At 64.8% G+C, this 25356-nt stretch carries 24 protein-coding genes, 1 tRNA gene and 1 pseudogene; 16 read left to right on the forward strand and 10 right to left on the reverse strand.

Annotated elements, in window-relative coordinates; genetic code table 11:
• Nucleotides 1-269: 269 nt before the first annotated feature.
• Nucleotides 270-2312 (reverse strand): PAS domain S-box protein, encoded by a 2043-nt coding sequence (locus IPK20_12505; GenBank protein MBK8017445.1) that lies wholly within the window; start codon nucleotides 2310-2312, stop codon nucleotides 270-272.
• A gap of 290 nt (nucleotides 2313-2602) precedes the next feature.
• Here IPK20_12505 and IPK20_12510 point away from each other — a divergent pair, with 290 nt between their 5' ends.
• The 11 genes from IPK20_12510 to IPK20_12560 all read left to right on the forward strand — a co-directional run bounded on the left by IPK20_12510 (nucleotide 2603) and on the right by IPK20_12560 (nucleotide 13675).
• Nucleotides 2603-3508, forward strand: a complete 906-nt coding sequence (locus tag IPK20_12510; protein ID MBK8017446.1) for an NAD(P)-dependent oxidoreductase — start codon at nucleotides 2603-2605, stop codon at nucleotides 3506-3508.
• Nucleotides 3505-4926: an MmgE/PrpD family protein gene (locus IPK20_12515; protein MBK8017447.1), complete on the forward strand. Its 1422-nt coding sequence runs from the start codon at nucleotides 3505-3507 to the stop codon at nucleotides 4924-4926. Before IPK20_12510 ends, IPK20_12515 begins: the two co-directional genes overlap by 4 nt.
• A 16-nt stretch (nucleotides 4927-4942) precedes the next feature.
• Nucleotides 4943-5902, forward strand: coding sequence for a branched-chain amino acid ABC transporter permease (locus IPK20_12520; GenBank protein ID MBK8017448.1), 960 nt, complete (start codon nucleotides 4943-4945; stop codon nucleotides 5900-5902).
• A gap of 20 nt (nucleotides 5903-5922) precedes the next feature.
• Nucleotides 5923-7683: a branched-chain amino acid ABC transporter ATP-binding protein/permease gene (locus IPK20_12525; GenBank protein ID MBK8017449.1), complete on the forward strand. Its 1761-nt coding sequence runs from the start codon at nucleotides 5923-5925 to the stop codon at nucleotides 7681-7683.
• A complete protein-coding gene (locus IPK20_12530) occupies nucleotides 7676-8380 on the forward strand; it encodes an ABC transporter ATP-binding protein (protein MBK8017450.1) in 705 nt (234 codons plus the stop codon). Before IPK20_12525 ends, IPK20_12530 begins: the two co-directional genes overlap by 8 nt.
• A 29-nt stretch (nucleotides 8381-8409) precedes the next feature.
• Nucleotides 8410-9645, forward strand: a complete 1236-nt coding sequence (locus IPK20_12535; GenBank protein ID MBK8017451.1) for an ABC transporter substrate-binding protein — start codon at nucleotides 8410-8412, stop codon at nucleotides 9643-9645.
• A 38-nt stretch (nucleotides 9646-9683) separates the two neighbouring features.
• Nucleotides 9684-10070 carry a carboxymuconolactone decarboxylase family protein gene (locus tag IPK20_12540; GenBank protein MBK8017452.1) on the forward strand — a complete coding sequence of 129 codons (387 nt, stop codon included), beginning with the start codon at nucleotides 9684-9686 and terminating at the stop codon, nucleotides 10068-10070.
• Nucleotides 10071-10203: 133 nt separating this feature from the next.
• Nucleotides 10204-11001, forward strand: coding sequence for an N-acyl homoserine lactonase family protein (locus IPK20_12545; GenBank protein ID MBK8017453.1), 798 nt, complete (start codon nucleotides 10204-10206; stop codon nucleotides 10999-11001).
• A gap of 98 nt (nucleotides 11002-11099) precedes the next feature.
• A complete protein-coding gene (gene ada, locus IPK20_12550) occupies nucleotides 11100-12179 on the forward strand; it encodes a bifunctional DNA-binding transcriptional regulator/O6-methylguanine-DNA methyltransferase Ada (GenBank protein ID MBK8017454.1) in 1080 nt (359 codons plus the stop codon).
• 218 nt (nucleotides 12180-12397) lie between these two features.
• The gene (pcaC, locus tag IPK20_12555) at nucleotides 12398-12775 is read left to right on the forward strand and encodes a 4-carboxymuconolactone decarboxylase (GenBank protein MBK8017455.1); all 378 of its coding nucleotides are present in this window, start codon (nucleotides 12398-12400) and stop codon (nucleotides 12773-12775) included.
• A 54-nt stretch (nucleotides 12776-12829) separates the two neighbouring features.
• On the forward strand, nucleotides 12830-13675 hold the full coding sequence (locus IPK20_12560; GenBank protein ID MBK8017456.1) for an NAD(P)-dependent oxidoreductase: 846 nt from the start codon (nucleotides 12830-12832) through the stop codon (nucleotides 13673-13675).
• A 160-nt stretch (nucleotides 13676-13835) separates the two neighbouring features.
• On the opposite strand, the gene IPK20_12565 is transcribed toward IPK20_12560, so the two are convergent.
• Nucleotides 13836-13920: transfer RNA gene (locus IPK20_12565), tRNA-Leu, on the reverse strand.
• A 295-nt stretch (nucleotides 13921-14215) separates the two neighbouring features.
• On the opposite strand from IPK20_12565, the gene motA reads away from it, so the two are divergent.
• The 5 genes from motA to IPK20_12590 are packed head-to-tail and all read left to right on the forward strand — an operon-like array spanning nucleotide 14216 to nucleotide 18864.
• On the forward strand, nucleotides 14216-15076 hold the full coding sequence (motA, locus tag IPK20_12570; GenBank protein MBK8017457.1) for a flagellar motor stator protein MotA: 861 nt from the start codon (nucleotides 14216-14218) through the stop codon (nucleotides 15074-15076).
• Nucleotides 15077-15100: 24 nt separating this feature from the next.
• Nucleotides 15101-16099 carry a flagellar motor protein MotB gene (motB, locus tag IPK20_12575; GenBank protein ID MBK8017458.1) on the forward strand — a complete coding sequence of 333 codons (999 nt, stop codon included), beginning with the start codon at nucleotides 15101-15103 and terminating at the stop codon, nucleotides 16097-16099.
• Nucleotides 16071-16868 (forward strand): class I SAM-dependent methyltransferase, encoded by a 798-nt coding sequence (locus IPK20_12580; protein MBK8017459.1) that lies wholly within the window; start codon nucleotides 16071-16073, stop codon nucleotides 16866-16868. The genes motB and IPK20_12580 overlap by 29 nt, the downstream gene beginning before the upstream one ends.
• A gap of 2 nt (nucleotides 16869-16870) precedes the next feature.
• On the forward strand, nucleotides 16871-18298 hold the full coding sequence (locus IPK20_12585) for an HDOD domain-containing protein (GenBank protein MBK8017460.1): 1428 nt from the start codon (nucleotides 16871-16873) through the stop codon (nucleotides 18296-18298).
• On the forward strand, nucleotides 18295-18864 hold the full coding sequence (locus IPK20_12590; protein MBK8017461.1) for a hypothetical protein: 570 nt from the start codon (nucleotides 18295-18297) through the stop codon (nucleotides 18862-18864). The genes IPK20_12585 and IPK20_12590 overlap by 4 nt, the downstream gene beginning before the upstream one ends.
• Before the next feature lie 22 nt (nucleotides 18865-18886).
• Here the strand turns inward: IPK20_12590 and IPK20_12595 are convergent, their stop codons facing one another.
• The 8 genes and pseudogenes from IPK20_12595 to acpP all read right to left on the reverse strand — a co-directional run bounded on the left by IPK20_12595 (nucleotide 18887) and on the right by acpP (nucleotide 25223).
• Nucleotides 18887-19681 (reverse strand): RNA methyltransferase, encoded by a 795-nt coding sequence (locus IPK20_12595; GenBank protein MBK8017462.1) that lies wholly within the window; start codon nucleotides 19679-19681, stop codon nucleotides 18887-18889.
• 102 nt (nucleotides 19682-19783) lie between these two features.
• Nucleotides 19784-20557: a TatD family hydrolase gene (locus IPK20_12600; GenBank protein MBK8017463.1), complete on the reverse strand. Its 774-nt coding sequence runs from the start codon at nucleotides 20555-20557 to the stop codon at nucleotides 19784-19786.
• A gap of 4 nt (nucleotides 20558-20561) precedes the next feature.
• A complete protein-coding gene (locus tag IPK20_12605) occupies nucleotides 20562-20840 on the reverse strand; it encodes a PilZ domain-containing protein (protein ID MBK8017464.1) in 279 nt (92 codons plus the stop codon).
• Nucleotides 20841-20936: 96 nt separating this feature from the next.
• Nucleotides 20937-21971, reverse strand: a complete 1035-nt coding sequence (locus IPK20_12610; protein ID MBK8017465.1) for a hypothetical protein — start codon at nucleotides 21969-21971, stop codon at nucleotides 20937-20939.
• A gap of 9 nt (nucleotides 21972-21980) precedes the next feature.
• Nucleotides 21981-22604 carry a dTMP kinase gene (locus IPK20_12615; GenBank protein ID MBK8017466.1) on the reverse strand — a complete coding sequence of 208 codons (624 nt, stop codon included), beginning with the start codon at nucleotides 22602-22604 and terminating at the stop codon, nucleotides 21981-21983.
• Nucleotides 22601-23602, reverse strand: a complete 1002-nt coding sequence (gene mltG, locus IPK20_12620; protein MBK8017467.1) for an endolytic transglycosylase MltG — start codon at nucleotides 23600-23602, stop codon at nucleotides 22601-22603. Before mltG ends, IPK20_12615 begins: the two co-directional genes overlap by 4 nt.
• A gap of 104 nt (nucleotides 23603-23706) precedes the next feature.
• Nucleotides 23707-24944, reverse strand: a pseudogene (gene fabF / locus IPK20_12625) (beta-ketoacyl-ACP synthase II).
• A gap of 42 nt (nucleotides 24945-24986) precedes the next feature.
• A complete protein-coding gene (gene acpP / locus IPK20_12630) occupies nucleotides 24987-25223 on the reverse strand; it encodes an acyl carrier protein (protein ID MBK8017468.1) in 237 nt (78 codons plus the stop codon).
• Nucleotides 25224-25356: the final 133 nt, after the last annotated feature.

A 25356-nucleotide genomic window follows, 5' to 3' on the forward strand; every position in this document is an offset into this window, starting at 1 on the left:
GCGGTGCGCGGCGAGCGCACACCGGAGTCACAATCTAGAGAGGGCGTATTGCGCCGTCAGGGGCGAGGCGGCGGTGAAAGACGGTCCGAAGCGACCATGCATATCGCATGGCGCCGGCGCCATGCATGGGCTGACAGGATCATTGACACGCTTGTGCCCGTGCTGACTCGGGGCTGGACGATGAAGACAGGTTGACGCAGCGCCGGGCAGCGCAGGCAGTGGCGGCGACGGCCCGCGCCCCACGGCGCCTCGGGGCGCACAGGACCACGTCAGGTCACGTCGGCCCGGTCGATGAGCGACGCCACGACGATCACCAGTTCGGCGATGTCCACCGGCTTGGAGATGTGCGAGTGATAGCCCGCGAGGATTGCCTTCTTGCGGTCTTCCGAACGCGCGAAGGCGGTGAGGGCGACGGAAGGTATCCGCCGATACGCGGCGTCGCTGGAGCGCACCCGCCGCATGAGTTGGTAGCCGTCCATGCCCGGCATGCCGATGTCGCTCAGCAGGACGTCGATGGCCTGGCTCTCCAGCGTCGAGAGCGCCTCTTCCGCCGAGGATGCCGCGAGCACGGTGGCGCCCTGGCCCTCCAGCACGCGCCTCGCGAGATCCCGCGCATCGGGCTCGTCGTCGACCACCAGCAACCGCACGCCCGTGAGCATGGGCAGGAGGCTGATCTCGGTCGCCGTGTGATGCGCAGGATGCAGGCGTTCCTCCGGCGGATTGCTTGGTAGAACGATGCTGAGGGGAAGCTTGATGACGAACGTGGCGCCGCGGTTCTCGCCGGCGCTGCTCGCCGAGAGAGTACCGCCATGCAGTTCCACCAGCTGCTTGGCGATCGCCAGTCCCAGACCCAGGCCGCCGTAGCTGCGGCTCGCCGACGCGTCGTTCTGAGAGAAGCGGTCGAAGACGCGCGGCAGGAACTCGGCCGGAATGCCGATGCCCGTGTCCGCCACGGTCAGCTCCACATGCGAGTTGACGCGTTCGAGCAGCACCTGAACGCGGCCGCCCTTGGGCGTGAACTTGATCGCGTTGGAGAGGAGATTCCAGATCACCTGCTGCAGGCGGGCCGGGTCGCCGGAGACGGGGCCGGCCTGCGGATCCAGCACTTTTTCGAGCCGGATGTTCTTGGCGGCGGCAGCGGGCTCCACGGATTCGACCGCGGCTTCCGCCACCGTTGCGAGCATGAGCCGCTGCACGTCCAGACGGACGCGTCCGGCCATGATGCGGCTGAGGTCCAGCAGTTCGTCGATGAGCTGAACCTGCGCGCGGGCGTTGCGCTCGATCGCTTCGGTACCGCGCTTGAGATCCTCCGGGCTCAACGCCTGGTTGCGCGTGAGCACCTGTGCCCACCCCAGAATGGCATTGAGCGGTGTGCGAAGTTCGTGCGAAAGCGTCGCCAGGAACTCGTCCTTCATCTGCGCGGCCCGCTGCGCCTCCATCCGGGCGTTCCGTTCCGCTTCCAGCAGTTCCTCCCGCCGGGCGCCGTGCTCCAGCAGGGCCTCCGCCTGCTTGCGATCGGTGAGATCGCGCGTGATCTTCGAGTAGCCGTGCAGGTGGCCTTCTGCATCTCGCAGCGCGGTGATCACGGCGTTGGCCCAGAAACGGGAGCCATCCTTGCGGATGCGCCAGCCTTCATCCTCGAAGCGGCCTTTCTCGGCCGCTTCGCGCAGCGCGTGATCGGGCCAACCGCCCCGCTGCTGATCGTCCGGATAGAAACACGAGAAATGCCGCCCGACGATCTCCTCGGCCCGGTACCCCTTGATGTGCTGCGCGCCGATGTTCCAGCTCATCACGTAGCCGTTCGCGTCGAGCATGAAGATCGCGTAGTCGACGACGGCCTCGATCACCAGCCGCAGGCGCTCCTCGCTGCGCCGCAGGGCCTCTTCCTGCGCGCGCCGTTCGGTGAGATCGCGCGTGATCTTGGCGAAGCCCTGCAGCACACCTTTTCTGTCGCGCAGGGCCGTGATGACCACGTTGGCCCAGAAACGCGAGCCGTCCTTGCGCAGCCTCCAGCCCTCGTCCTCGAAGTGACCCTGCCGCGCCGCCTGGCGAAGTTCCTCCGCGGGCCAGCCTCGCTGCACCACGTCCGGAGGGTAGAACTGGGAGAAATGCCGGCCGACGATCTCGTGCGCCTCGTATCCCTTGATCCGCTGCGCGCCCGTGTTCCACGTCAGCACGTGACCTTCGGCATCCAGCAGGAAGATCGCGTAGTCCGTGACCGTTTCCACCAGCAGCCGGAAACGCTCTTCGGTGTTCTGCAGGATGTCCGGTGCCGCCTTTGCCGGGCGATCATCGGACGGAGTGGAGGCCATGCCGCTTTCCTCGATCTCTGGATGAGGTCGCCGACGCGCGCTGCGGAACTTCTGACAGCTACGGTCTTCGACACGTGCCGGGAGGCTCCTTTCGGGTTGACCATCTCGGGCTGGCGATCACGCGCGCAATCGGCGAATTCAGCGCGCAGGTCCGGCGCAGCGGTGCGGTTGACGTGAATGGGGCGGCCCGCCGATACTGACACAAAACATGCCGGTCCGTGACATGCACCGCGGGAAGTCTCGCAGAGTGCGGCGCGGCACCGCAACCCTGAGATAGCTGCTAGGCAGCAATGGGAGGAGTGGTGAGCTCGACAGTCTTCGGATTCGTCGGCGTGGGCAAGATGGGTGCGCCCATGTCCGGCCGTCTCTTGAACGCAGGCCACGCCGTCGTCGTCCACGACCGTGACGACGCAGCAGTGGCCGCAATGGAAAAGTCGGGCGCTCAGCGCGGCGGGTCCGCGGCAGAGGTCGCGAGCCGCGCCGAAACCGTGTTCTTAAGCCTGCCCAATCCGGACATTGTCCGCGAGGTGGCACTGGGCCCCGGCGGTGTCATCGAAGGAAAGTCGGTCCGCAAGGTCGTCGATTTTTCCACCATCGGTCCGCGCACCGCCGCCCTCGTGGCGAAAGCGCTCGCCGAACGCGGCATTGCCTATGTCGATGCGCCGGTGAGCGGCGGACTGGCCGGCGCGCGCAACGGCACGCTGGCCGTGATGGTCTCCTGCGCGAAATCCCACTTCGACGAACTGCTGCCCGTCCTGTCCACCTTCGGCAAGCCGTTCCATCTGGGCACGGGCGCGGGTCAGGCGCAGACAATGAAGCTTGCCAACAATCTGCTGGCGGCGGCGGCTCTGGTCGTGTCTTCGGAAGCCATGGTGATGGGCGTGAAGGCCGGGCTGGATCCGCGCACGATGCTCGATGTGATCAATGCCGGATCGGGCCGCAACAGCGCCACGCAGGACAAGTTCCCTCGCTCCATTCTTCCCGGTACCTTCGACTTCGGATTCGCCACCGGTCTCTCCTACAAGGACGTCCGTCTTTGCATCGACGAGGCAGAGTCCCTGGGTGTGCCGATGGTGGTGGGGGCGGCGGTCCGCGAGATGCTCGCCGTGACCAATGCGATGTACGGCGGCGACTCCGACTTCACTTCGATCTGCCGCGTGCTGGAGTCCTGGACCGGCGTCGAGGTCCGGGGATGACTCTCCCGGCGGAGGGCATTCCGGATCCGTCCGCGCAGCGTCCTCCCTCTTCTTCCGGCGCGAGTTCCGATCGGCCGCTTGCGCGGCGGATAGCGGAATCCATCGCATCTTTGGACGACTCCCGGCTCACGCCCGAGGTCGTCGACAAGGTCAAGATCTGTCTGCTGGACTTCGTGGGCTGCGCCTTCGAATCGCGCGATCTTTCCTGGAGCCGGCAGGCCGTCGCCGTGGCGACGGACATGGCCGCTCACGGCAGCGCGATCATCGGGTCCTCCAAGACGTCCACGGCGTTCGACGCCGCATTCGCCAACGCCGTGATGGGGCATGGCCTCGTCCGGGAAGACATGCACTCCGGCAGCATCAGCCACCTGGGCATCGTCGTGATGCCGGCGTTGCTGGCCCTGGCGGGGTCGTCGAAGGTGACGGGACGCGCCTTCATCAACGCCGCCATGGCGGGCTACGAGGTGGGCGGGCAGATCGGCCGCGCCGTGATGGATGCCGCGATCGCCCGCATCCACCGGCCCACCGGGGTGACGGGCCCGTCAGCTGCCGCTGCCGCCGCCGCAAGGCTGCTGGGACTGTCCGTCGACGCCACGACCAGCGCACTCGCGCTCGCCGCGAACACTCCGGTCGGATTCAATCAATGGGCCCACACCGGCGGCAGCGAGATGTTCTTCCACGCGGGGTACGCGGCACGCAGCGCGCTGACGGCCGTGCGGCTGGCGCAGGCCGGGGCGTTTGCCTCGCCCTCCGCCTACGACGGCGAAGCCGGACTGTTCGCCTCGCTGGGAAAGCGCGACAACGCCGCGCGGGTGCGGCTTTTCGAAGGCACTCCGGAGATCCTGTCGGTCTACCACAAGCCCGTGCCGGCCTGTAACTTCGCACAGACCGCCTGCCAGGCCGCACTGCGGATCGCCCGCGACCACCAGGTGGCGCCGGAGCGCATCGAGCGCATCACGATCCGCGTGCCCCGTGCCGGCGCGTTGTATCCCGGCTGCGACTACTCCGGCCCGTTCGAGCACATCCTGCAGGCCAAGATGAGCATCCAGTACAACGTGGCCGCTGCGCTCATCGAACGCAGTGTCTCGGAACGCAACTTCCTGAGGCTCGACGATCCCGTTCTGGCCCGGCTGCTGTCGATCACGTCGCTGGAGATCGACGACGGCATGTCTCAGGCGTACCCGGGACTCCAGGGGGGCGAGGTGGAGATACGGGATGCGGACGGCGCGACCCGGGGGGTTCGGCTGGACGACGTGGTGAACGCCACGCCGTCCGACGTGCTTGCGCGTTTCCGCGCGGCTGCCACCGAGGTGGTGGGCGAAGACGCCGCCCACGAGATCGAGCAGCGCGTCGCTGCGCTGGAGACTGCAGACGACGTCGGTGCCATCGTCGCGCTGTTCCGCGGCAAGGCCCCCTGACGTCCGGAGCCTTGCCGTGAACGGTCCGCAGCTCACCGAGAACTTCCTGCAGGCGCTCACGGCGGGCATCCTCACCGGAAGCCTCTATGGCCTCATGTGCGTGGGGCTCAGCGTGATCTTCGGGGTCATGCGCGTGATCAACTTCGCGCAGGGCGACTTCATGATGCTGGGGATGTACGTCGCCTATTACGCCTTCGGCTGGTTCACGGCGCAAGCCGTCCTCGGGCCGGAGGTCGCGCCGTATGTCGCGGCGGTGCTGGCGGGCCCCGCGGTGTTTCTCGTGGGCATGGGCGTCCACCGGCTGCTCGTGAGCCGCGTGACGGGGATGCGCAGCACGGCCCTGGAATCGGGCGGGCATTACGCTCAGCTCATCCTCACGCTGGGCGTGGCGCTCGTGCTGCAGAACGGCGGCCTGTATCTCTTCGGTTCGGCACCGGTGTCCATCGCGACACCGCTCTCGTCCAGCGCCTGGGCCGTCGGGCCCCTCTATGGCGATCTCGTGGAGGTGTTCGTCAATCAGGGCCAGACCTATGCGGCAGTGGTTGCCGTCATCGCGGTGGTGGCGTTCGGCGCGCTCATGGGCCACTCGCGTCTGGGCAAGTCGCTGCGCGCTGCGGCGGACAACCCCGAAGCGGCGGTGTACATGGGCATCGATGTGGAACGCGCGCACCGGCTGGCGTTCGGATTCGGTGTGGCCATGACAGCCATCGGCGGAGGACTGCTCGCATCGGGCGGGCCGTTCCAGCCTTACGTGGGCCTGGAGTACGTGATCGTGATGTACGCCGGCGTGGTGCTGGGCGGTCTGGGCAGCATCTCGGGGGCGTTCCTCGGCGGTCTCACCATCGGCCTCGTGCAGCAGTTGTCCACGCTCGTTCTGCCTACCCAATTGCAGAACACGGCGATCTTCGTGGGATTCCTCCTGATCATCCTGCTGCGCCCCGAGGGCCTGTTCGGCCGCTCGCTGCGCAGAACGTGAATCCGGCAAAGGGGCGGGAGATGCCGCGGCAGACACTGGCGATACTCGCGTTCTGCGTTCTGTACGCGGTCGCGACCGCCTTCGCGGAGAACTCCTACCACCAGCTCATCCTGACCGTCGTGCCAGTCTGGGCGGTGATGGGGCTCGCCTGGAATCTGCTGAGCGGCTACAGCGGCTTCGTGTCGTTCGGACACGCGGCTTTCTTCGGCCTGGGCGCGTACTTCGTGGCGCTGGCCCAACTGCTGTGGGGCTGGTCACCCTGGTTTACCGTTCCCGGCGCGGCGGTCGTGGGTGGCGCCGCAGGACTGATCGTGGGCCTGCCCACGTTCCGTCTGCGCGGCCACTACTTTGCGCTGGCCATGCTGGCCTATCCGCTGGCGTTGCTGTACGTGTTCGAGTGGCTCGGCTATCAGGAGCTGACCGTGCCCATGGAACGCGAGCGGCCCGCTGCCTTCATGCAGTTCGAGGACCACCGCATCTATGCGTGGCTCGCGCTCGCGCTGATGGCGGGCGCCATGATCCTGACGGCAGCGATGGAACGCTCGCGCTTCGGCATGTCGCTCGTCGCCATCAAGCAGGACGAGGCCGCGGCGGAGGCGGCGGGTATCCGCACGCTGCGCTGGAAACTCAAGGCCATCACCTTGAGTGGCGCCATGGCCGGGTTGATCGGCGGCTTCTACGCGGTCGTGTTGCTCGTCGTCACGCCGGCCGCGGTGTTCGGCATGCTGGTCTCCGCACAGGCGCTGATCGTCACCATGTTCGGTGGAGTGGGGACGGTATGGGGACCGGTGATCGGCGCCGTGGTCCTGGTTCCTCTGAGCGAGATCCTGCAGGCACGGCTGGGCAACGTCATTCCGGGGATCCAGGGCGTCGTGTACGGAATCGCGATCATCGGGGTCATGCTGCTCGCACCCGAGGGCGTGTTCTGGAAGGCGAAGGATCTGTACGGAAAGCGGCGAACGGTCTCTGCCGGTGACGCCCCAGCGCAGAGGAGCGCGCCGCCGGCCGCCACGGCGATCCGTCGCACCGATTCGGCCCTCGAGGACCGTGCCGTGGTGCTGGAAGCCCGCGGACTGTCCCGTGCCTTCGGCGGTCTGAAGGCGGTGCAGGACGTGACGCTCGAGGTGTATCGCGGCGAGATCCTGGGCATCATCGGCCCGAACGGCGCGGGCAAGACGACGCTGTTCAATCTGCTCAACGGCTTCATCGCCCCGGATACCGGGCGTGTGGTCTTCCAGGGGCAGGACATCACCGGCCGCAAGCCGTACGAGATCTGCGAAGCGGGCGTGGGCCGCACGTTCCAGGTGGTCCGGCCCTTCCGCCGCATGACGGTGCTGGAGAACGTGACCGTGGGGGCCTATGTCCGGAGCGCAACCGACCTTCAGGCCGTCGCCATCGCAAGGGATGCGCTCGACAAGGTGGGACTGCGCGACGCCTCCGACAGACTGGCAGGAAGCCTGTCCAACCGGGAACTGCGCCTGCTGGAGATCGCCCGGGCGCTGGCCGGAAGACCGTCCCTGATGCTGCTCGACGAAACGCTGGCCGGCCTGGGCGCCACGGACGTGGAATCCGTGACATCCGTCGTGCGGCGGCTCGCGGACGAAGGACTCACGATCGTGATCATCGAGCACACCATGCAAGCCATGGTGAAGCTGGTCGATCGCTTCGTCGTGCTCGACCACGGCGCGGTGCTGACTTCCGGAAAGCCGGCGGAGGTGACCCGGGATCCCGTGGTGATCGATGCCTATCTCGGCAAGCGCTGGAGGCAGGCCGATGCTTGAGATCGACGGACTCACCGCCGGCTATGGCGGCGCCCCCGTGCTGAAGGGCGTGAACATCCGGGTCCCGGAAGGTGAGCTGACGGCCATCGTCGGGCCCAATGGCGCGGGCAAGACGACGCTGTTCAAGACGATCTCCGGGATCGTCTCGCCTACGGGAGGATCGATCCGGCTGCAGGGGAGCGATCTTCTCGCCGTGCGCCCCTGCGACCGCCCGCACCATGGCATCGCCCACGTTCCGGAAGGTCGTCAGGTGTTTCCGTCGCTGTCGGTGCGGGAAAATCTGGAGATGGGCGCGTACACGCCCGCGGGCCGCAAGGCGTTCCAGGAGAATCTGGAAAGGATCTACAGCTGGTTCCCCGTACTCAAGGAGCGCGCCGAATCACTGGCCGGAGCACTTTCCGGGGGACAGCAGCAGATGCTGGCCATCGGCCGCGGGATCGCGTCCTCGCCCAAGCTGCTGATGCTGGACGAACCGTCCATGGGGCTGTCGCCTTCGGTGGCCGACGAGATCTTCGAACGGATCGTGGCGATCCACCGGGCGGGCCTCACGGTGCTGCTGGTGGAACAGAGGGTGGCAGAAGCGCTGCACTACGCGAGCCGCGGATACGTGCTGGAGGCCGGCACCGTGGTGCTGGAGGGCAGCCACGACACGCTGCGCAACGACGACCGGGTGCGGCAGGCGTACCTGGGCATGTAGGGATGGGCCAAGGAGGAGGAGAGAACACCATGAAGGAACGCAACTCGATCCGGAGCCGCATCCGGGCCCTGGCGGCGATAGTGCTGGCAACGCTGTCGCTGCAGGCCGCAGCTCAGTCGAAGGATGTGGAAGTGGGGCTGATCGCCCCCATGTCCGGCCCCTGGGCACGGCAAGGCCAGGTGATGAAGATGGCGGCCGATCTGGCCATCGACACCATCAACCGGCAAGGCGGCATCAAGTCCATGGGTGGCGCCAAGCTCAAGCTGTCGGTCTTCGATGCCGGCGATTCGGTGGAGAAGGCCAAGAACGCCGCTCAGCGGATGGTGGCCGATGCGCCCGGATTGGTGGTGGCGACCGGGGCCTATCTCAGTTCCTTCACGCTGGCGGTGACCGAAGTGACCGAGCGCGCGGCGCTGCCCATGGTGACGTTCTCGTACTCCGACCTCATCACGTCCCGTGGCTTCAAGTACGTTTTCCAGACGTCCGCGACGGGCGACCAGCAGGCAGAAGGGTCGCTCCCCGCGCTGATGGAGATGGCGGAGAAGGCCTCGGGCAAGCGGCCGGCGACCGTGGGCATCGTGATGGACAACACGGCGGCGTCCGTGGCGTTCGTCAAACCGATCAAGGACCACCAGCTCGAAAAGCTGGGGCTCAAGCTGGTGGTGGACGAGACCTTCACGCCGCCGCTCGCCAACGCCACCCCGCTCATCCAGAAGGTGCGCTCGGCGCGGCCGGACATCCTGTTCCTGCTGCCCACGGCCATCTCCGACGCCAAGCTGCTGCTCGAGAAGATGAACGAGTTCGGCCTGGGCAGGGGAAAATTGCCGACGGTATCCAATGGCGCGGCGATCCTGGACCCTGATCTGCGGTCGAACATGAACGTGGCGCAACTCGAAGGGGTGATGTCGGTCGTGGCGAACTGGTCCACCTCGAGCCAGAAGGACGCCGTGGCGGAGTTCAACCGCAAGACCGGAGAGCCGTGGCCCACCCAGCACTTCCTGACCACCTACGGCGACATGTGGATCTTCAAGGCGGCGCTGGAAGCGGCGGGCAAGGCCGACCGGGCTGCAGTGGCCAAGGCGCTGCGCGGGCTGGATCTCACCGACGGGGCAGCGAGGTACTTCCCCGGCGGCCGGGTGAAATTCGACGACAGCGGACGCCGCACCGGTGCGAGCCTGGTCATCGTCCAGTGGCAGAACGGCATCCCCATCACGATCTATCCGCCCAAGGACGCCCTCGCGGCCCCTGTCTGGCCCAAGCGCTGACGGCGCCCGGAACGCGATATCTCATACGAGGAGGCAACATGAACGACGAACTGTTCGAACGCGGCCTGGCCATTCGCAAGGCCGTGCTGGGCGCGGAATTCGTGGAGAAGTCCCTGGCATCGGCCGACGACTTCAACATGCCGCTGCAACGTCTGGTCACCGAGTACTGCTGGGGTGAGGTGTGGGGGAGGGAGGAACTGCCCCGTAAGATGCGCAGCATGCTCAACCTCGCCTTGCTGAGCGCGCTCAACCGGCCGCACGAGCTGAAGGTCCACGTGGGCGGCGCGCTGCGCAACGGGGTGTCGAAGGAGGAGATCCGCGAGGTGCTGCTGCAGGTGGCCATCTATTGCGGCGTGCCCGCGGCCGTGGATTCGTTCCGCGTGGCGCGCGAGGCCATCAAGGAATTCGAAGCCGCCCAGAAGTGACCGCCGGGCCCGGGAAGGTCCGACCAGCCGCCGCTGTCCGTCTGGGCAGCGTCCGTTCCGGCGATGGCGCGATCCGCGTAAAGTCGCCCGATCTTCCCCGAGCCGGTGCGGCAGACCCTGCCTAAGGCAAGACATGACCGACGACACCTACGAAATCTTCGCCATCAAGTACGCGCGCGTGGACCGGCGCTCTCCCGACAACTTCATCGGGGGAGACGAGCACGACGTCCCCATGCCTCTCAACTACTACGTGTGGGTGATCCGCAATGCCGCCCGCACGTTCGTGGTCGACACAGGCTTCAACGAGAGCATGGCCCGCAAGCGGTCCCGCACCATCCTTCACCCGGTGGCGGAGGGCCTGCGGGCGCTGGACATCGACCCGGAGAAGGTCGAGAACGTGATCATCACGCACATGCACTACGACCACGCGGGCAATCTGCCCCTGTTTCCACGCGCCCGCTATCACGTGCAGGACCAGGAGATGGATTTCGTCACCGGCCGCTGCATGTGTCACGGCGTGCTGCGCCATGGCTACGAAGTGGACGATGTGGTGCAGATGGTGCGCTACGTTTTCGACGAACGCGTGCAGTTTCACGATGGAGCCTCGCAGATCGCGCCGGGAATCGAGTTGCATCACATCGGCGGCCACACGAAGGGGCTGCAGTCGGTGCGTGTGAAGACGGCCCGCGGCTGGGTGGTGCTGGCCTCGGATGCAAGCCACTTCTACGCGCACATGGACACGGCACGCGCTTTTCCCATCGTCTACAACGTGCACCTGATGCTGGAAGGGCATCACAAGTTGCGCCAGCTGGCGACCTCGCCGCAGCATGTGATTCCCGGTCACGACCCGCTGGTGATGGACCGGTACCCGGTCGCGCGAGCAGGAGTGGAGGACTGGATCGTGCGGGTGGACGTGGCGCCCACGGCGTGAGCACGGGCGCCGGCGCGCGAATTCGAGCGCAAGCGGCGGAGTTCGGCCACCCTGCTTCCGGAGCAGACTGGGCTCGTGACATCGACGAGGAATCCGCCATGAATGCCGTTCACGAACTGCCCGGGGACCGCCCGTTCGACGACGACACCTCCCGTTGGGAGGCCGTGGTCGGGCGGGACCCTCGCGCCGACGGGAAATTCGTCTTCTGCGTGAAGACCACCGGTGTCTACTGCAAGCCTTCCTGCGCCGCCAGGCTCGCACGGCGCGAGAACGTGAGTTTTCACACGAGTTGCGATGCAGCCGAAGCCGCGGGATACCGGCCGTGCAAGCGGTGCAAGCCCGATGAAGCGGCGGCCGACAGCCGGCTCGCCGGGGTGGTCGCCCGGCTCTGCCGCCTGATCGAGACGTCCGAGACAGCCCCGACGCTGGCCGCGCTGGCGCGAGAAGCGGCGATGAGTCCCTTTCACCTGCAGCGGGTGTTCAAGCGGATCACCGGTCTTTCTCCCCGCGACTACGCCATCGCTCACCGAGCGCGCAGAGTCCGCGAATCCTTGAACCCTGAGACAACCGTGACCGAGGCCTTGTATGCGGCAGGCTACGGGTCGAGCGGGCGCTTCTACGAGAACGCGGATGCTGCGCTGGGCATGGAACCGTCGCGATACAAGTCCGGAGGTGAAGGTGCGGACATTCGCTTTGCCATTGCCCGGTGCTCCCTGGGGTGCGTTCTGGTGGGCACGAGCGGAAAGGGGGTCTGCGCCGTGTTGCTGGGCGATTCAGCCGACGACCTGGCCCGCGAGTTGAAGGCGCGTTTCCCGTCTGCTCGCCTGGTGGCCCGCGATTCCGACTTCGCCAGGCTGTTGGATGACGTGGTGTCGCTCGTGGAGCATCCGGAACGCCCCATCGAACTGCCGCTCGACGTCCGCGGTACCGCCTTCCAGCTGCGCGTGTGGCAGGCCTTGCGACAGATACCGCCCGGAACCACGGTGACCTATTCCGACCTCGCCGCGAAGGTGGGCGCACCCAAGGCAGTGCGGGCAGTCGCCAACGCCTGTGCGGCGAACGTGCTTGCCGTGGCCGTTCCGTGCCACCGGGTCGTCCGGTCCGATGGCGGTGTCGGCGGCTACCGCTGGGGTGTGGAACGCAAGCGCGCCCTGCTCGACAGGGAAGGGGAGCCCTGAGCCCCGCCGTCCTCGCCGCCGCCGGAGGATGACGCAGTTTCGACGCGGCCTGCTTCCGTCACGCTCCTTCGAGCAGCGTGGCCCGCCGACTCGGCTTTGTGCAATCGCTGCGGTGCAATCTTCCTTGACAGGCCCGAACAGCCACGCGGACACTCGAATGCTTGAGCGCGTCGCCGGTCCGGCGCCGCATCGACCCCTGTCAACTGGAGAGATCTGCCATGAGCGACGAACTGTTCGAGAAGGGCCTCAAGGTCCGCCGTGAAGTGCTGGGTGCGGAATACGTGGACAGCGCCATCAAGAACGCGGACGACTTCAATCGTCCGCTGCAGGAACTGGTCACCAAGTACTGCTGGGGCGAAATCTGGAATCGCCCCACGTTCGACCGCAAGACCCGCAGCATCATCAACCTCGCCATGCTCACGGCGCTCAACCGCCCGCACGAAGTGAAGCTGCACGTGCGCGGCGCCATCAACAACGGCCTCACCAAGGACGAGATCCAGGAAGTCCTGCTGCAGGCGATGATCTACTGCGGCGTGCCCGCCGCCATCGACAGCTTCCGCATCGCGCGCGAAGTGTTCAAGGAAATGGGGATCTAGATCGTGGTTGCCGAGGCTTCCACGACGCGCGTCGCGTTCGTCGGGCTGGGCACCATGGGCTATCCCATGGCGCTCCAGATCGCACGGAAGGGTTTCGCGCTGACCGTCTACGACATCAATCCCCAGGCCGGCCCCAAGCTCGCGAGCGAGGTGCCGTGCACCGTTGTTCCATCACTTCCCGCGGCCGCAAGTGGTGCCGACGTCCTCGTCACCATGCTTCCGAGTTCCAAGGAAGTGGATGCCACCGTGCTGGGCAGCGAACAGGCGCCCGGAATTCTTTCTGCCCTGAAGCCAGGCGCCGTGGTCATCGACATGAGTTCCAGCGATCCCATACGCACGCGCGCTCTGGCCGGGAAGGTCGGCGCGGCAGGCGGCACCCTCGTCGACGCCCCGGTGTCGGGTTCGGTCCGCCGGGCGCGCGACGGCACGCTCGCCATCATGTTCGGCGGATCGGAAGCCGACTTCGAGTTCTGCAAGCCGGTGCTCTCGTGCATGGGCACATCGCTGTTCCGTGTCGGCGATGCAGGTGCGGGCCACGCGATGAAGGCGCTGAACAACTACGTATCCGCTGCTGGACTGGTTGCCGCTGTCGAGGCGTTGCACGTGGGCGAGAAATTCGGCATCGATCCACATGTGATGACGAAGGTGCTGAACGCCTCCACCGGCAAGAACAACACGACCGAGAACAAGGTCGAGCAGTTCATGCTGTCCGGGTCCTACGCGTCAGGCTTCTTCCTGAAGCTGATGGCCAAGGATGTGGGTATCGCCATCTCGCTCGCCGATCACCTGGGCATCCCCGCCACGCTGGGTCACGTCTGCACGCAGATGTGGCAGGACGCGGCCGCGGAGAGCACGCCCACCACCGATCACACGGAGATGTACCGGTTGTTGCGGAAGTAGGGCGGCACTTTCCGAGAATCGTGGACCGCAACTTCCTCAGGGTGCGGGGGTCCGCCCGGCACAGAAACCGGACGGGAAGCGAGAGCCGAATCGAGGGCCGGGAGGAGCGGGAGAATTGCTGGCAGGGTTCGGCGGAAGACCATGAATCCGGGGCGCCCGGTGGTGCGCCCAGCCGGACTCGAACCGGCATGACCGAAGTCGAGGGATTTTAAGTCCCTTGCGTCTACCAATTTCGCCATGAGCGCGCGGCGGCGATTGTCGCATGGCGGATGCGCTGGTTCGCTTCCTTGGCGGCGTCCCGGGTCACCGGCGCGAGCGCCGGGAGCCTCCAGCAACGGGTGGAAGGAAGCAGGGCGCTTTCGCACTGGCTTCCCGTGGCCGTATTCCATCGCCATGACGCCCGTCCCGCACTTCTAAAGTCGCCCTCCCGATATCCGTTAACCCGGCAAAGGAACTCGCCGGCCGGGGCATCTCCATGCCTCGCTCGGGCGCGTTCGTTCACCCCCTGAACAAGAGCGACTCCCCGAGGAGTGTAGTGACATGACCGTAATTGTCGGTTACCTCGTGATCCTGGGCGCCGTGATCGGCGGCTTCATCATGGCCGGTGGCCACGTGGGCTCTCTGATCCAGCCCACCGAACTGATCATGATCGGTGGCGCCGCCGCTGGCGCATTCGTGGTTACCAACACCGGCAAGGTGATCAAGAGCACGCTCAAGGCATTGCCCACGGTGCTCAAGGGGTCGAAGTTCACCAAGGCGCTCTATCTGGAGCTGTTGTCGCTCCTCTACGACATCCTTGCGAAGGTCCGCAAGGAAGGCTTGATGTCGATCGAATCGGATGTCGAATCTCCCGAACAGAGCCCGATCTTCTCGAAGTACCCGATGATCCTGTCCGACCACCACGCCATGGAGTTCATGACCGACTATCTGCGGATCATGGTGGGCGGAAACTTGAATGCCTTCGAGATCGAGAACTTGATGGACGTGGAAATCGAGACCCACCATCACGAGGGCGAAGTCCCGGCGCAGGCTGTCGCCCGGCTCGGAGATGGCCTTCCCGCCTTCGGGATCGTGGCGGCCGTGATGGGGGTGGTGCACACGATGGAGTCGGTGGGCCTGCCGCCCGCCGAACTCGGAAAGCTGATCGCGGCCGCTCTGGTCGGAACGTTCCTCGGGATTCTGCTGGCGTACGGTTTCGTCGGTCCGCTCTCGACGCTGTTGGAACACAAGCTCAACGAGAGCACCAAGATGTTCCAGTGCATCAAGGTCACGCTGCTCGCCAGCCTCAACGGCTATGCACCGCAGGTGGCGGTGGAGTTCGGCCGGAAGGTGCTGTATTCGACCGAGCGCCCGACGTTCAAGGAACTCGAAGAAGAAGTGAAGAGCCGCAAGGGCAAGTAACCGCGTCCTGCCGGCGAGATTTCCATGAGCGACGATTCCCAACAGCCAATCATCGTCAAGCGGATCAAGAAGGGCGGCCATGGTCACCATGGCGGCGCCTGGAAGATCGCTTACGCCGACTTCGTGACAGCGATGATGGCGTTCTTCCTGCTGATGTGGTTGCTCGGTTCAACGACCAAGGGCGACCTGCAGGGGATCGCCGACTATTTTCAGCAGCCGCTCAAGGTCTCGCTGATGGGAGGATCCGGGGCGGGCGACGCGACCAGCATCATCAAGGGCGGTGGCAACGATCTTTCTCGCAAGACCGGCCAGGTCAACAACAAGGTGGACGGCAAGAAGAAGGGTTCGCCCATCGACGCGGAAGAGGCGGAGAAGGCGATCCTGGTCAAGGAAGCCGAGCGCCTGAAGTCGCTCAAACAGGAGCTGGAAGAGGTTATCGAAAAGAACCCGACCCTCCAGGCGTTCCGCGACCAGCTTCTGATCGACATCACGACGGAAGGCCTGCGCATCCAGATGGTGGACGAACAGAACCGGCCGATGTTCGCCATCGGCAGCAGCCAGCTCCAGTCGTACACGCGCGAGATTCTTCGGGAGATCGGCAAGGTCGTGAACGAAGTACCCAACCGCATCTCCATTTCGGGGCACACGGACGCCACACCGTATTCCGGCGGGGATCGGGGTTACAGCAATTGGGAACTCTCCGCGGATCGCGCAAACGCAGCGCGCCGGGAGTTGCTCTCGGGGGGAATGGAAGAACATCGCATCGCACGCGTCATCGGTCTGGGCTCCGCCGTTCTGCTGGACGCCTCCGACCCGTTCAACCCGACCAACCGGCGGGTGAGCATCATCGTCATGAACCGGCGCGCGGAGGAAGCTGCATTGAAGGATGGCGGCACCATCGAAGTCGACGAACTCGCGAACAAGAGCGCGGAGGGCGCTCCGGCATCTCCCGAGTCAAAACCCACACATTCCGAGCCCGCCAAGGAGGCGGTCCATGACGACGGGAGCGCAAAGCACCACTGACCTGCCGCTGCCGCCCGGCCGCATGCGCGTTCCTCCCGTTGTGAGAGCCGGCGCAGCGCAGTTGGGCGCGTGGCTGATCGTCTCCTCGGTCCTGCCGGCCGGCGCACTGCACGGCGGGCTCGTGCTGCTCCTGCAAGGCTTGCTCGCCGCCGGATCCGGCCGTGCGCTTCGCCTGGCACCGTGGTGGGCGATCGTGAATCTCGTCTTTCCGCTGGCCGTGTCCTTCGCACAGACGATAGCGGTGCCTCCGACCGTCTATCTGGTGACGTTCTTGGTGCTGGCCGGCATCTATGGTTCGACCTTCCGCACGCAGGTTCCGCTCTATCTTTCCAATGCTCGCGCGCTGGATGCGCTGGAGACGTTGCTCCCGTCCGACCGGCCTTACCGTTTGCTGGACATCGGATGTGGCATGGGGACAGTGTTGCTCCGTCTGGCGCGAAAATTTCATGCCGCCCACTTTCATGGAGTGGAACTGGCCCTGGTTCCCTTCGTCATTGCCCGCCTCAGAGCCCGGCTCCGATCTGATCGAATCCACGTCGAACGAAGCGACTACTGGAAGGAAGACCTCGCGAACTACGACGTGGTGTACGCCTTCCTGTCGCCTGTCCCCATGGTGGATCTCTGGCGCAAGGTGAGTTCGGAAATGCGGGCGGGAACCCTGTTCGTCAGCAACACCTTCGAGGTACCCGGAGTCAAACCCGACTTCACGATCCACGTCGGCCCCGGCACCCGGTCACTGCACGTCTGGCGAATCGGAGAGCGCGCCTGACCATGGACATGAACGATCTCGTCCAGGCGCTCGGCCAGAAGGAGACGCCGGTGCTCGCGAGCACGGCGGAAGCCATGTCGGCGCTTCGCCGCGATGAGGACAAGATCAGCGCGCGCGACATCTCGCGCGTGGTACTGCGCGACCCGCTCATGACGCTGCGAGTGCTGCGCTTCGCCGAAGCCAAGCGGGGAGCCAAGCAGCTCGCCGACATCACGACAGTGGAGCACGCGGTGATGATGCACGGCATCACCACCTTCATGCGCGCGCACGCACAGACCACGCCCCTCGAGGTCTCACTTGCGAAGGACCGCCTGGCGCTCGACGGTGCCTTGCGGGTGATCAGCCGAGCTCAGCACGCCAGCGCATTTGCTCGTGCCATCGCATTCCAGCGTCACGACATCGAATCGGACGAGGTGATCATCAGCGCGCTCCTGCACGATCTAGCAGAGTTGCTGCTGTGGTGCCACATGCCACGGGAAGAAAGCGAGATCCGCTACATCGTGGACAACGCGCGCGGCGTTCGAAGCACCTCTGCGCAGCGCCTGATCCTGGGTTTCACGCACACGGATCTGCAGCTTGCCCTGGCGCGCATGTGGAATCTGCCCGAACTGCTGTGCCGTCTCATGGACGACGATCATGCGGATCATCCGCGAGTGATCAATGTGGTCACGGCGGCAGCGCTGGCAAGGCATCTCGACCACGGTTGGAACGACCCGGCGTTGCCCGACGACTACGCCAGGGTGCAGAAGATGTGCGGAATGTCCTTGGACGCATCCCAGCGACTGGTGACCTCCGCGGCGCTGACCGCAGCACGTCACTGGCGCAGCACCAGAATCGTGCCGGTCGCGACCTGGCTGCCGCTCGAGCAGGGCAGCGTGCCTCCGGTCAATCTGGGCATGAAGCCTCCGGAGGCGATCGATCTCAACGCCCTGAAGCGTGGTTTGCACGTGCTGCAGCACGCTCCGGCAAGTCTCGACGAAGACGTGCTCGTGGCGTGGACACTGTACTGCCTGAAATTCGGCCTAGGCCTGCATCGCGTGATGTATGCAGCGGTGTCGCCCGGTGGAAAGAATCTCTCGGTGCGTTTCGTCCTCGATGGCGAAATCGGGGCGGTGTCACGACTGGAAAGCATGCCGATGCCGTTGGGCGGCACGGATTTCTTTCCGCGGCTGATGACGAAGCCGCAAGGAATCTGGGCCGGCGGCGGGAATCGCGCCAAGATCGCCGGACTCCTACTTCCCGAGCAGCGGGCGGCTCTGGGGGAGGGCGAATTCCTTCTGATGTCGGTCTTCGCCGGCACTTCTCCAAAGGGCCTCGTCTACGCGGACTTCAATGGGCAGCACCGCCCCATACCGGACAGCCTCTACGCGCCGTTCAAGGCGTTGTGCCTGACGCTGTCGCAACGGCTCTCCGCACAGGCGGCGGCATGAGCGAACCGGAACAGGTCCCCGGTGCCGAGAGGGCGGAACGATCCTTTGCCCTGTATCTGCGGCAGGACGGAGAGGTATCCGGACCTTACCCGCGGGGGCTGCTCGAACGCTACCTCGAACTGGGACGGATTCGTCCGGACGACGAACTGAGCGCGGACGGTGTCGAGTGGCAGACAGCGGAAATGCATCTGCCAGGGATTTCCGCTCTGGAACAGCTGCTGCGGACGCACTCGGCACAGGAGGACTCGGACGAACGCAATTGGGCGCACGAGCGGCATCGCGCCCGGCTTCGATGGATCAACGAACGAGACTCCGAGGATCGACGCCGTGCACAAGGGACCAGCGCGCTCGAGAATCAGCGCTCCGGACGGGACCGTCGCGAAGTCCCATTGCCGGTGGATGGACGCCCGCATTTCATTCCTGCCGGTCCCGAGGAAAGGCCCTGGGTCCACACCTGCGGCGTGAGCATCGTCGCCATCCTGATCCTCGCCATCCTCGGGGTGGGAGTGTGTCTGTGGATGTTCGTGCCGCGATTCGTGCCTCACATCCGCTTGCTGGGCGGTTAGAACCGACGATGACGCATCTGGCCTATTTCGATGGGCCGACAGGCGTCCGACGGCGCCACTCGTAGAACAACATCGTCGCGGCGGCCGTCACATTCAACGATTCGATGCCGCGAGCCATGGGAATGCGTACGACCACATGGGCGCAGGAGCGCAGGGCAGGGGAAACACCTCGCCCTTCCGCTCCGATCACGAACGCGCAATGACGCGGCAGTTCGGCGTCGAAGAGACATGTGTCGCCATCGGCATCCGCCACGACCACGGCACCGGAGAATTCTCGAGCTTGCTGAACGAGATCGACATCTTCCCCAATCCGGATCACAAACTGCCCTCCCATGCCCCCTCTGAGGGAACGAGGAGACCAGGGATCCGCGCACCCGGACGACAGAACCACTTCATGACCGCCCGCCGCTGCGGCCGATCGGATCAGGGCGCCGAGATTGCCGGGATCCTGAAGACCATCTGCCAGCACCGAGAAGCCCGATGACCCCTCCGTGACCGGAATCGAAGGAATGGGTGCAAAGGCGAGCAGACCCGAAGGCGTTGTGACCGGAGAAAGCGCGTCGAACAGGTTCTGGCTGAAGATCACCGGGGCTTCGTCCCAACCGCGCTCCAGCCAGCCCATGGTGACCGGGCGGTTTTCCATACCCTCCCGAACGATCAGTTCCATCCCGCCGGGACCAAACGCGGTGAAGTAGGCTTCGATCAAATGCTCTCCGTCGAGCACTATTGTGCCGTGTTCGCGCCGGTATCTCGGCGAGTCGGCCAGCTTGCTCAAGTGCCGGAAAAGGGGATTGTCGCGGGACAGGATGCGCTTCATCGAAGCGCCAGAGGGCTCAGGAGATGCGCAGGGAACAGTAATTCAAGTCCCCACCACACATTTAACATAATATGCATTATGCGTATTCATGAAAGTGCGCCATCAGGCAACGGCCGTGCTGAAGAGCGCAAAGAAATTGGCAGTCGTCGCCTCGGCCAGCGCGTCCGGACTCATTCCTCGCACTTCCGCAATGCATGCTGCCACGTGTTGGACGAATGCAGGTTCGTTCGTCTTTCCGCGATGGGGAACCGGGGCCAGATAAGGCGAGTCGGTTTCGACGAGCAATCTGTCGAGAGGCACCTTCTGCGCGACGTCCCGCAGATCCTGCGCATTCCTGAATGTGACGATTCCCGAGAACGAGATGTGGAACCCCAGATCAAGCGCCCCCTTGGCGACGTCCCAGGTCTCAGTAAAACAATGCATCACCCCTCCTGGCTCGGCGGCTCGTTCGCTTCGCATCAATTCAAGGGTGTCGGCCGCGGCAGCACGCGTGTGAACGATGAGGGGCTTGTTCGTCGCTCGAGCTGCAGCGATGTGGGTCGCGAATCTCTCACGCTGGACGTCCCGGCGCTCCGGATGCCGGTAGTAGTCCAGGCCGGTTTCACCGATCGCTACGACTCTTGGATGCCGGGATGCGGACACGAGGTCGTCCAACGACGGTTCGGCACCCTCTTCATGATCGGGATGAACGCCCACCGATGCGAAGACGTTGGGAAACCGCTCGGCGACGCTCAGTACTCGCGGAAAGTCTTCCATGTTCACGCAGACACACAAGGCGTGCGAAACGCCTGCCGCCGGCAGCGCGCCCACAACATCATCGATTCGGGCCAGGAGTTCCGGAAAATCGATATGGCAGTGCGAGTCGACCAGCGCCATGCGGTTACATCGTGTGCGTGGGCTGGTTCGCCTTGCCGTACCCGGCGAGCAGCGCTTCGATCCGGTCCTTGGCCTGTCGCCCTGTGTCGTCTTCCTTGAACTGGACGCCGACGCCGTGAGCCTTGTTGCCTTGGGCCCCCGGTGGGGTTACCCACACCACCTTGCCGGCTACAGGCAGGCGGGCGGCATCGCCAGGCAACGCAATGAGCATGAAGATCTCGTCACCGAGGCGATAGGGCTTGTTCGTGGGAATGAACATCCCACCGTGCCGAATGTAAGGCATATAGGCCGCATGAAGGATCGCCAAGTCCTTGATGTTCAGGGACAATGCCGTCGTTCGTGCACCAGCTTCCGCCTTGTCGGGGGTTTGGCTCAAACCTCATCCTCGGTCGAACATGGAAAAGTAGCCAAGAAGAAGTTCTTCAACGGCCAACTTTGGATTCATCGGGTGATCCAGACGTCTCCTTGAGGTCTTCAGGCAGTCCATGTACGCATGAAGCGCCATCGAGTCCACCCGAGCCCCACACCGGGCAATGTCCTTCCGGTAATCCGGATGATACCGAACCGGTTCCCTCCAGCAGCTTCCGGCCATATCGATGCACCAGGTTTGCAGGAGGTGCACCACATGCGGAAGCTCCGGCGCTTCCGCACTGTCCAGCCAAGCGCTCCGGTTTCCCCTTGCCCCCGCCGCACTGGCGAGCTTTGGCAGCAACCTTTCTCTCGCCTGCCAGTATGCTGCCGGCAAATCGCGGGCGGCAAGCGGTGCGTATCCTGTCTGGGCCAGGGCAAGGTCGGGCTGTTCGATCCCTTCTTCCCTTGCCCACTCGACCGACTGTTCCGTTGACGGCGAAGAGAGGCGAACCTGGCTGCAGCGGCTGCGGACGGTCGCCGGCAACCGCGATGGCGACCTCGCGACCAGAATCAAATGCGAACGCGCGGGCGGCTCTTCCAGCAGCTTCAGCAGCGCATTGGAGGCCGCAAGATTCATGGCGTCGGCGGGCTGCAGCATGGCGACCCGTGCGCGCTCACGGTTGGGCGTCACTTGCATGAACCCGATCAGTCTTCGCACGTCATCGACCGAGATCCTGATCTTTTCACCGGCCCGTTCCTCCTTGGGAGCGTCGGACGCAGCCGTGTCTTCGTCCGGTTCGGGCGCGTCGGCGCCCAGGACCATGAGATCGGGATGGCGCATTCCGATGGACCACTCGCATTCCTTGCAGACACCGCAGGCGAATCCGGTCGGATCAGGCTGCGCACACAGGGCTCGCAATGCAATCGCCCATCCGAACTCGCGCAGGCCTGCACCCACCGCTCCGGAAATCAGTAAGGACTGTGGCACGGCGGTACCGAACCCCGCCTGTCGCCACGCCTGGTCGTGCCACGGAAACGAATGGTGCGAAATCTCGAGCGGCATCCTCGGCATTCAGCGCAGGAGTTCTTCCAGGACAGGCCTCAATCGCTCCTGCACCTCTTCGACCGATGCCGTCGAATCCACGATCCGTATGCGGGCAGGTGAACGCGCCGCCAGTTCCAGATACGCCCCCCTGACACGTTCGTGAAACTGCCTCGCCTCCCGTTCGAATCTGTCCGCTTCGCCTCCCCTGCCCTCCAGGCGCTTCGAAGCTATGCCGGGGTCGACATCCACGAGAACCGTGAGATCGGGTTCCAGACCCTGCTGCACCCAGTCGCGCAGAGTATCGAGCCGATCGAACGCAATGCCGCGTCCTCCACCCTGATACGCGTAGGTCGCATCCGTGAATCGATCACAGAGAACCCAGGACGCCTGCGATAGCGCGGGACGTACCACAACCTCCAGATGTTCCGCCCTTGCCGCAAACATCAACAGCGCCTCCGTATCTGCGCAGATCCGCGTGTTCTTGTCGAGCAGCAACCGCCGGATGGCTTCCCCCGCTGCGGTACCTCCCGGCTCGCGTGTCGTGACGAGGGATAGCCCTCGCTCTTGCAACCACGCCCGGACGAATTCGAGGCAGGTGCTCTTCCCTGCGCCATCGATACCTTCGAACGTGATGAATCGGCCCCTCGTCACGGTGAGCGCCTCTGGAATCTGTCGACGGCACGATTGTGATCGGAAAGCGACTCGGAGAATTCGGAGGATCCGTCGCCTCGCGCGACAAAGTACAGCGCCCGTGATGCGGGAGGGCGCATCACTGCCTCCAATGCCGCGGCACCCGGCGACGCTATGGGCGTGGGGGGAAGTCCCGGCCGAATATACGTGTTGTAGGGCGTATCCTGCTCGAGATCGGCGCGCCGCAAGTTGCCGTCGAAGGATGCGCCCATGCCATAGATCACCGTGGGATCGCTCTGCAGGCGCATGCCGATGCGCAGACGATTCGAGAAGACTGCCGCGATCTGCGGACGGTCCGACGGACTGCCAGTTTCCTTTTCGACGATGGAGGCCAGAATGAGCGCCTCGTAGGGGGTGGCCACGGGGATGCCCGGCTGCCGCTCGCGCCAGGTGCGCTCGATCATGCTGCGCATCTGTGCGTAAGCCTGACGCCAAACGACCAGATCGCTCGACCCGGAGGCGAACTGGTAGGAATCCGGAAAGAACAGCCCTTCAGGCCCCTTCTCGATGGCACCGATGCGCTCGAGCAAGGCGGAAACAGTCCATTGCCGGCTGTCGTGCTTGAGTCCGGGATGGGCATCCACGGCCGCGCGGATCTGCTTGAACGTCCAACCTTCGATGAAGCGGATCTGCTCCCGGATGGAATCGCCCCGCGCCATCGCTTCCATGAAACTTCGAGCGCTCATCCCCGGCCTGATCTCGTAGACGCCGGCCTTGAGCCGGTCCGCCTTTCCATGCCACCGCGCGACGCCCACGAACAGCAGCGGGTGCGCCACGAGTCCCTGGCGATGAAGCTGACGAGCGATGGCACGAAGCCCCATGCCCTGATCGATGGTGATGCGAATCGGAGCACCCGCCTCCATGAGCGGCTGCGTCCCGAGCCAGCGCAAGCCGTAGACGCACCCACCGGCGAGGATGCCGGTTGCAGCCACAAAAAAGAGGAGCCAGCGAAGCCGCATTCGCTTTCCGAGACCCGGTGCGACAGCCCCCGGCCCGGCAAGTTACCGGCCCCGGCGCCATACAGCCCGTTCAATGCCGGCGGATACTTCTCGCCGGCAACCTTTCAAAGTGCGCGAAACACCAGGGACCCGTTGGTGCCGCCGAAACCGAAGGAATTCGACAGCGCAGCCCGGATCTTCATGTTCCGTGCAGCATTCGGGACATAATCCAGATCGCACTCCGGACTGGGGCGATGCAGATTGATGGTCGGCGGCGCAGTCTGATCGCGAATGGCGAGCACAATGAACACGGCCTCCACACCCCCCGCAGCACCCAGCAGGTGACCGGTCGCGGACTTGGTGGAACTCACTGCAACCTTGGCTGCGTGATCGCCCATGCAACGCTTCACCGCCACAGTTTCGGCGATGTCCCCCAGGGGAGTCGACGTCCCGTGGGCGTTGATGTAATCGATCTCGTCAGGATTCATGCGCGCGGCACGCAAAGCATTGCGCATGCACCGTACCGCACCGTCACCATCTTCACAGGGAGCCGTCATGTGATGTGCGTCGGCACTCATGCCGTATCCCGCGAGTTCACAATAGATGCGGGCACCGCGAGCCTTGGCGAACTCGTACTCCTCCAGCACCAGCACGCCAGCCCCTCTCCCAGCACGAAACCATCCTGATCGGCATCCCAGGGTCGGCTCGCCGCCTCGGGGTCGTCGTTGCGGGTCGACAGTGCACGCATTGCGGAAAAGCCGCCGACGCCCAAGGGACTGATCGCGCCTTCGGCACCGCCGGCGACGACGACATCGGCATCACCGTACTCGATCAACCGTCCCGCCTCGCCGATGCAGTGTGTCGACGTCGTGCAGGCGGTGACAATTGCGAGATTGGGACCCTTGAAGCCGTGATTGATCGACAGAGTGCCGGCAATCATGTTGATGATGCTGCCAGGAATGAAGAAGGGAGAGATCTTCTTTGCGCCACCATCCATCAAGGCACGATGCGTGTCCTCGATCAACGGCAGCCCCCCGATTCCCGAGCCGATCACGACACCGATCCGTTCCGCCGTCTCCGGCGTGGACACGATACCGGCATCGCGAATCGCTTCGTTGGCCGCCACCAATCCGAAATGGATGAAGGTGTCCAGACGCCTGGCTTCCTTTGCCGGCAGATGCTGCGTCACATCGAAGTTCCTCACTTCACCTGCGATCTGGGAAGCGAACGGCGACGCATCGAAGCGCGTAATCCTGCCGATCCCGGAGTGGCCAGCCACAATGTTGGCCCACGCGTCCGGCACACCAACACCGGTCGGGCACACGATGCCCAGCCCGGTCACTACGACCCTGCGCTTGCTCAATGCAACTCCAGAAGATTTGGCAGCGCGGCGGCCCGCGCCGACTTAATTGAGATGAGCGTTGACGTAGTCGATGGCCTGCTGCACCGACGTGATCTTCTCTGCTTCTTCATCGGGGATGTCGCACTCGAACTCTTCTTCCAGTGCCATCACCAGTTCGACCGTGTCCAGAGAATCGGCGCCCAGGTCGTCCACGAAGGTGGATTCGTTCTTGATGTCCCCTTCGTTCACGCCCAGCTGTTCGGCAACGATCCGCTTGACGCGTTGTTCAACGCTTTCCATTTTGTACCCTTCCCTTCAGTTGAATCCGGTATCAACGAGAGCGCGTCTTCCGTTTCGAAGGCGACGCGGATACACCCCCCCTCGCGACTCGCTTTGCTGCAAGCCGGGGCGGCATTCTACCAAAACAACGTCC

The sequence above is a fragment of the Betaproteobacteria bacterium genome (assembly GCA_016713305.1).
Lineage (GTDB): Bacteria > Pseudomonadota > Gammaproteobacteria > Burkholderiales.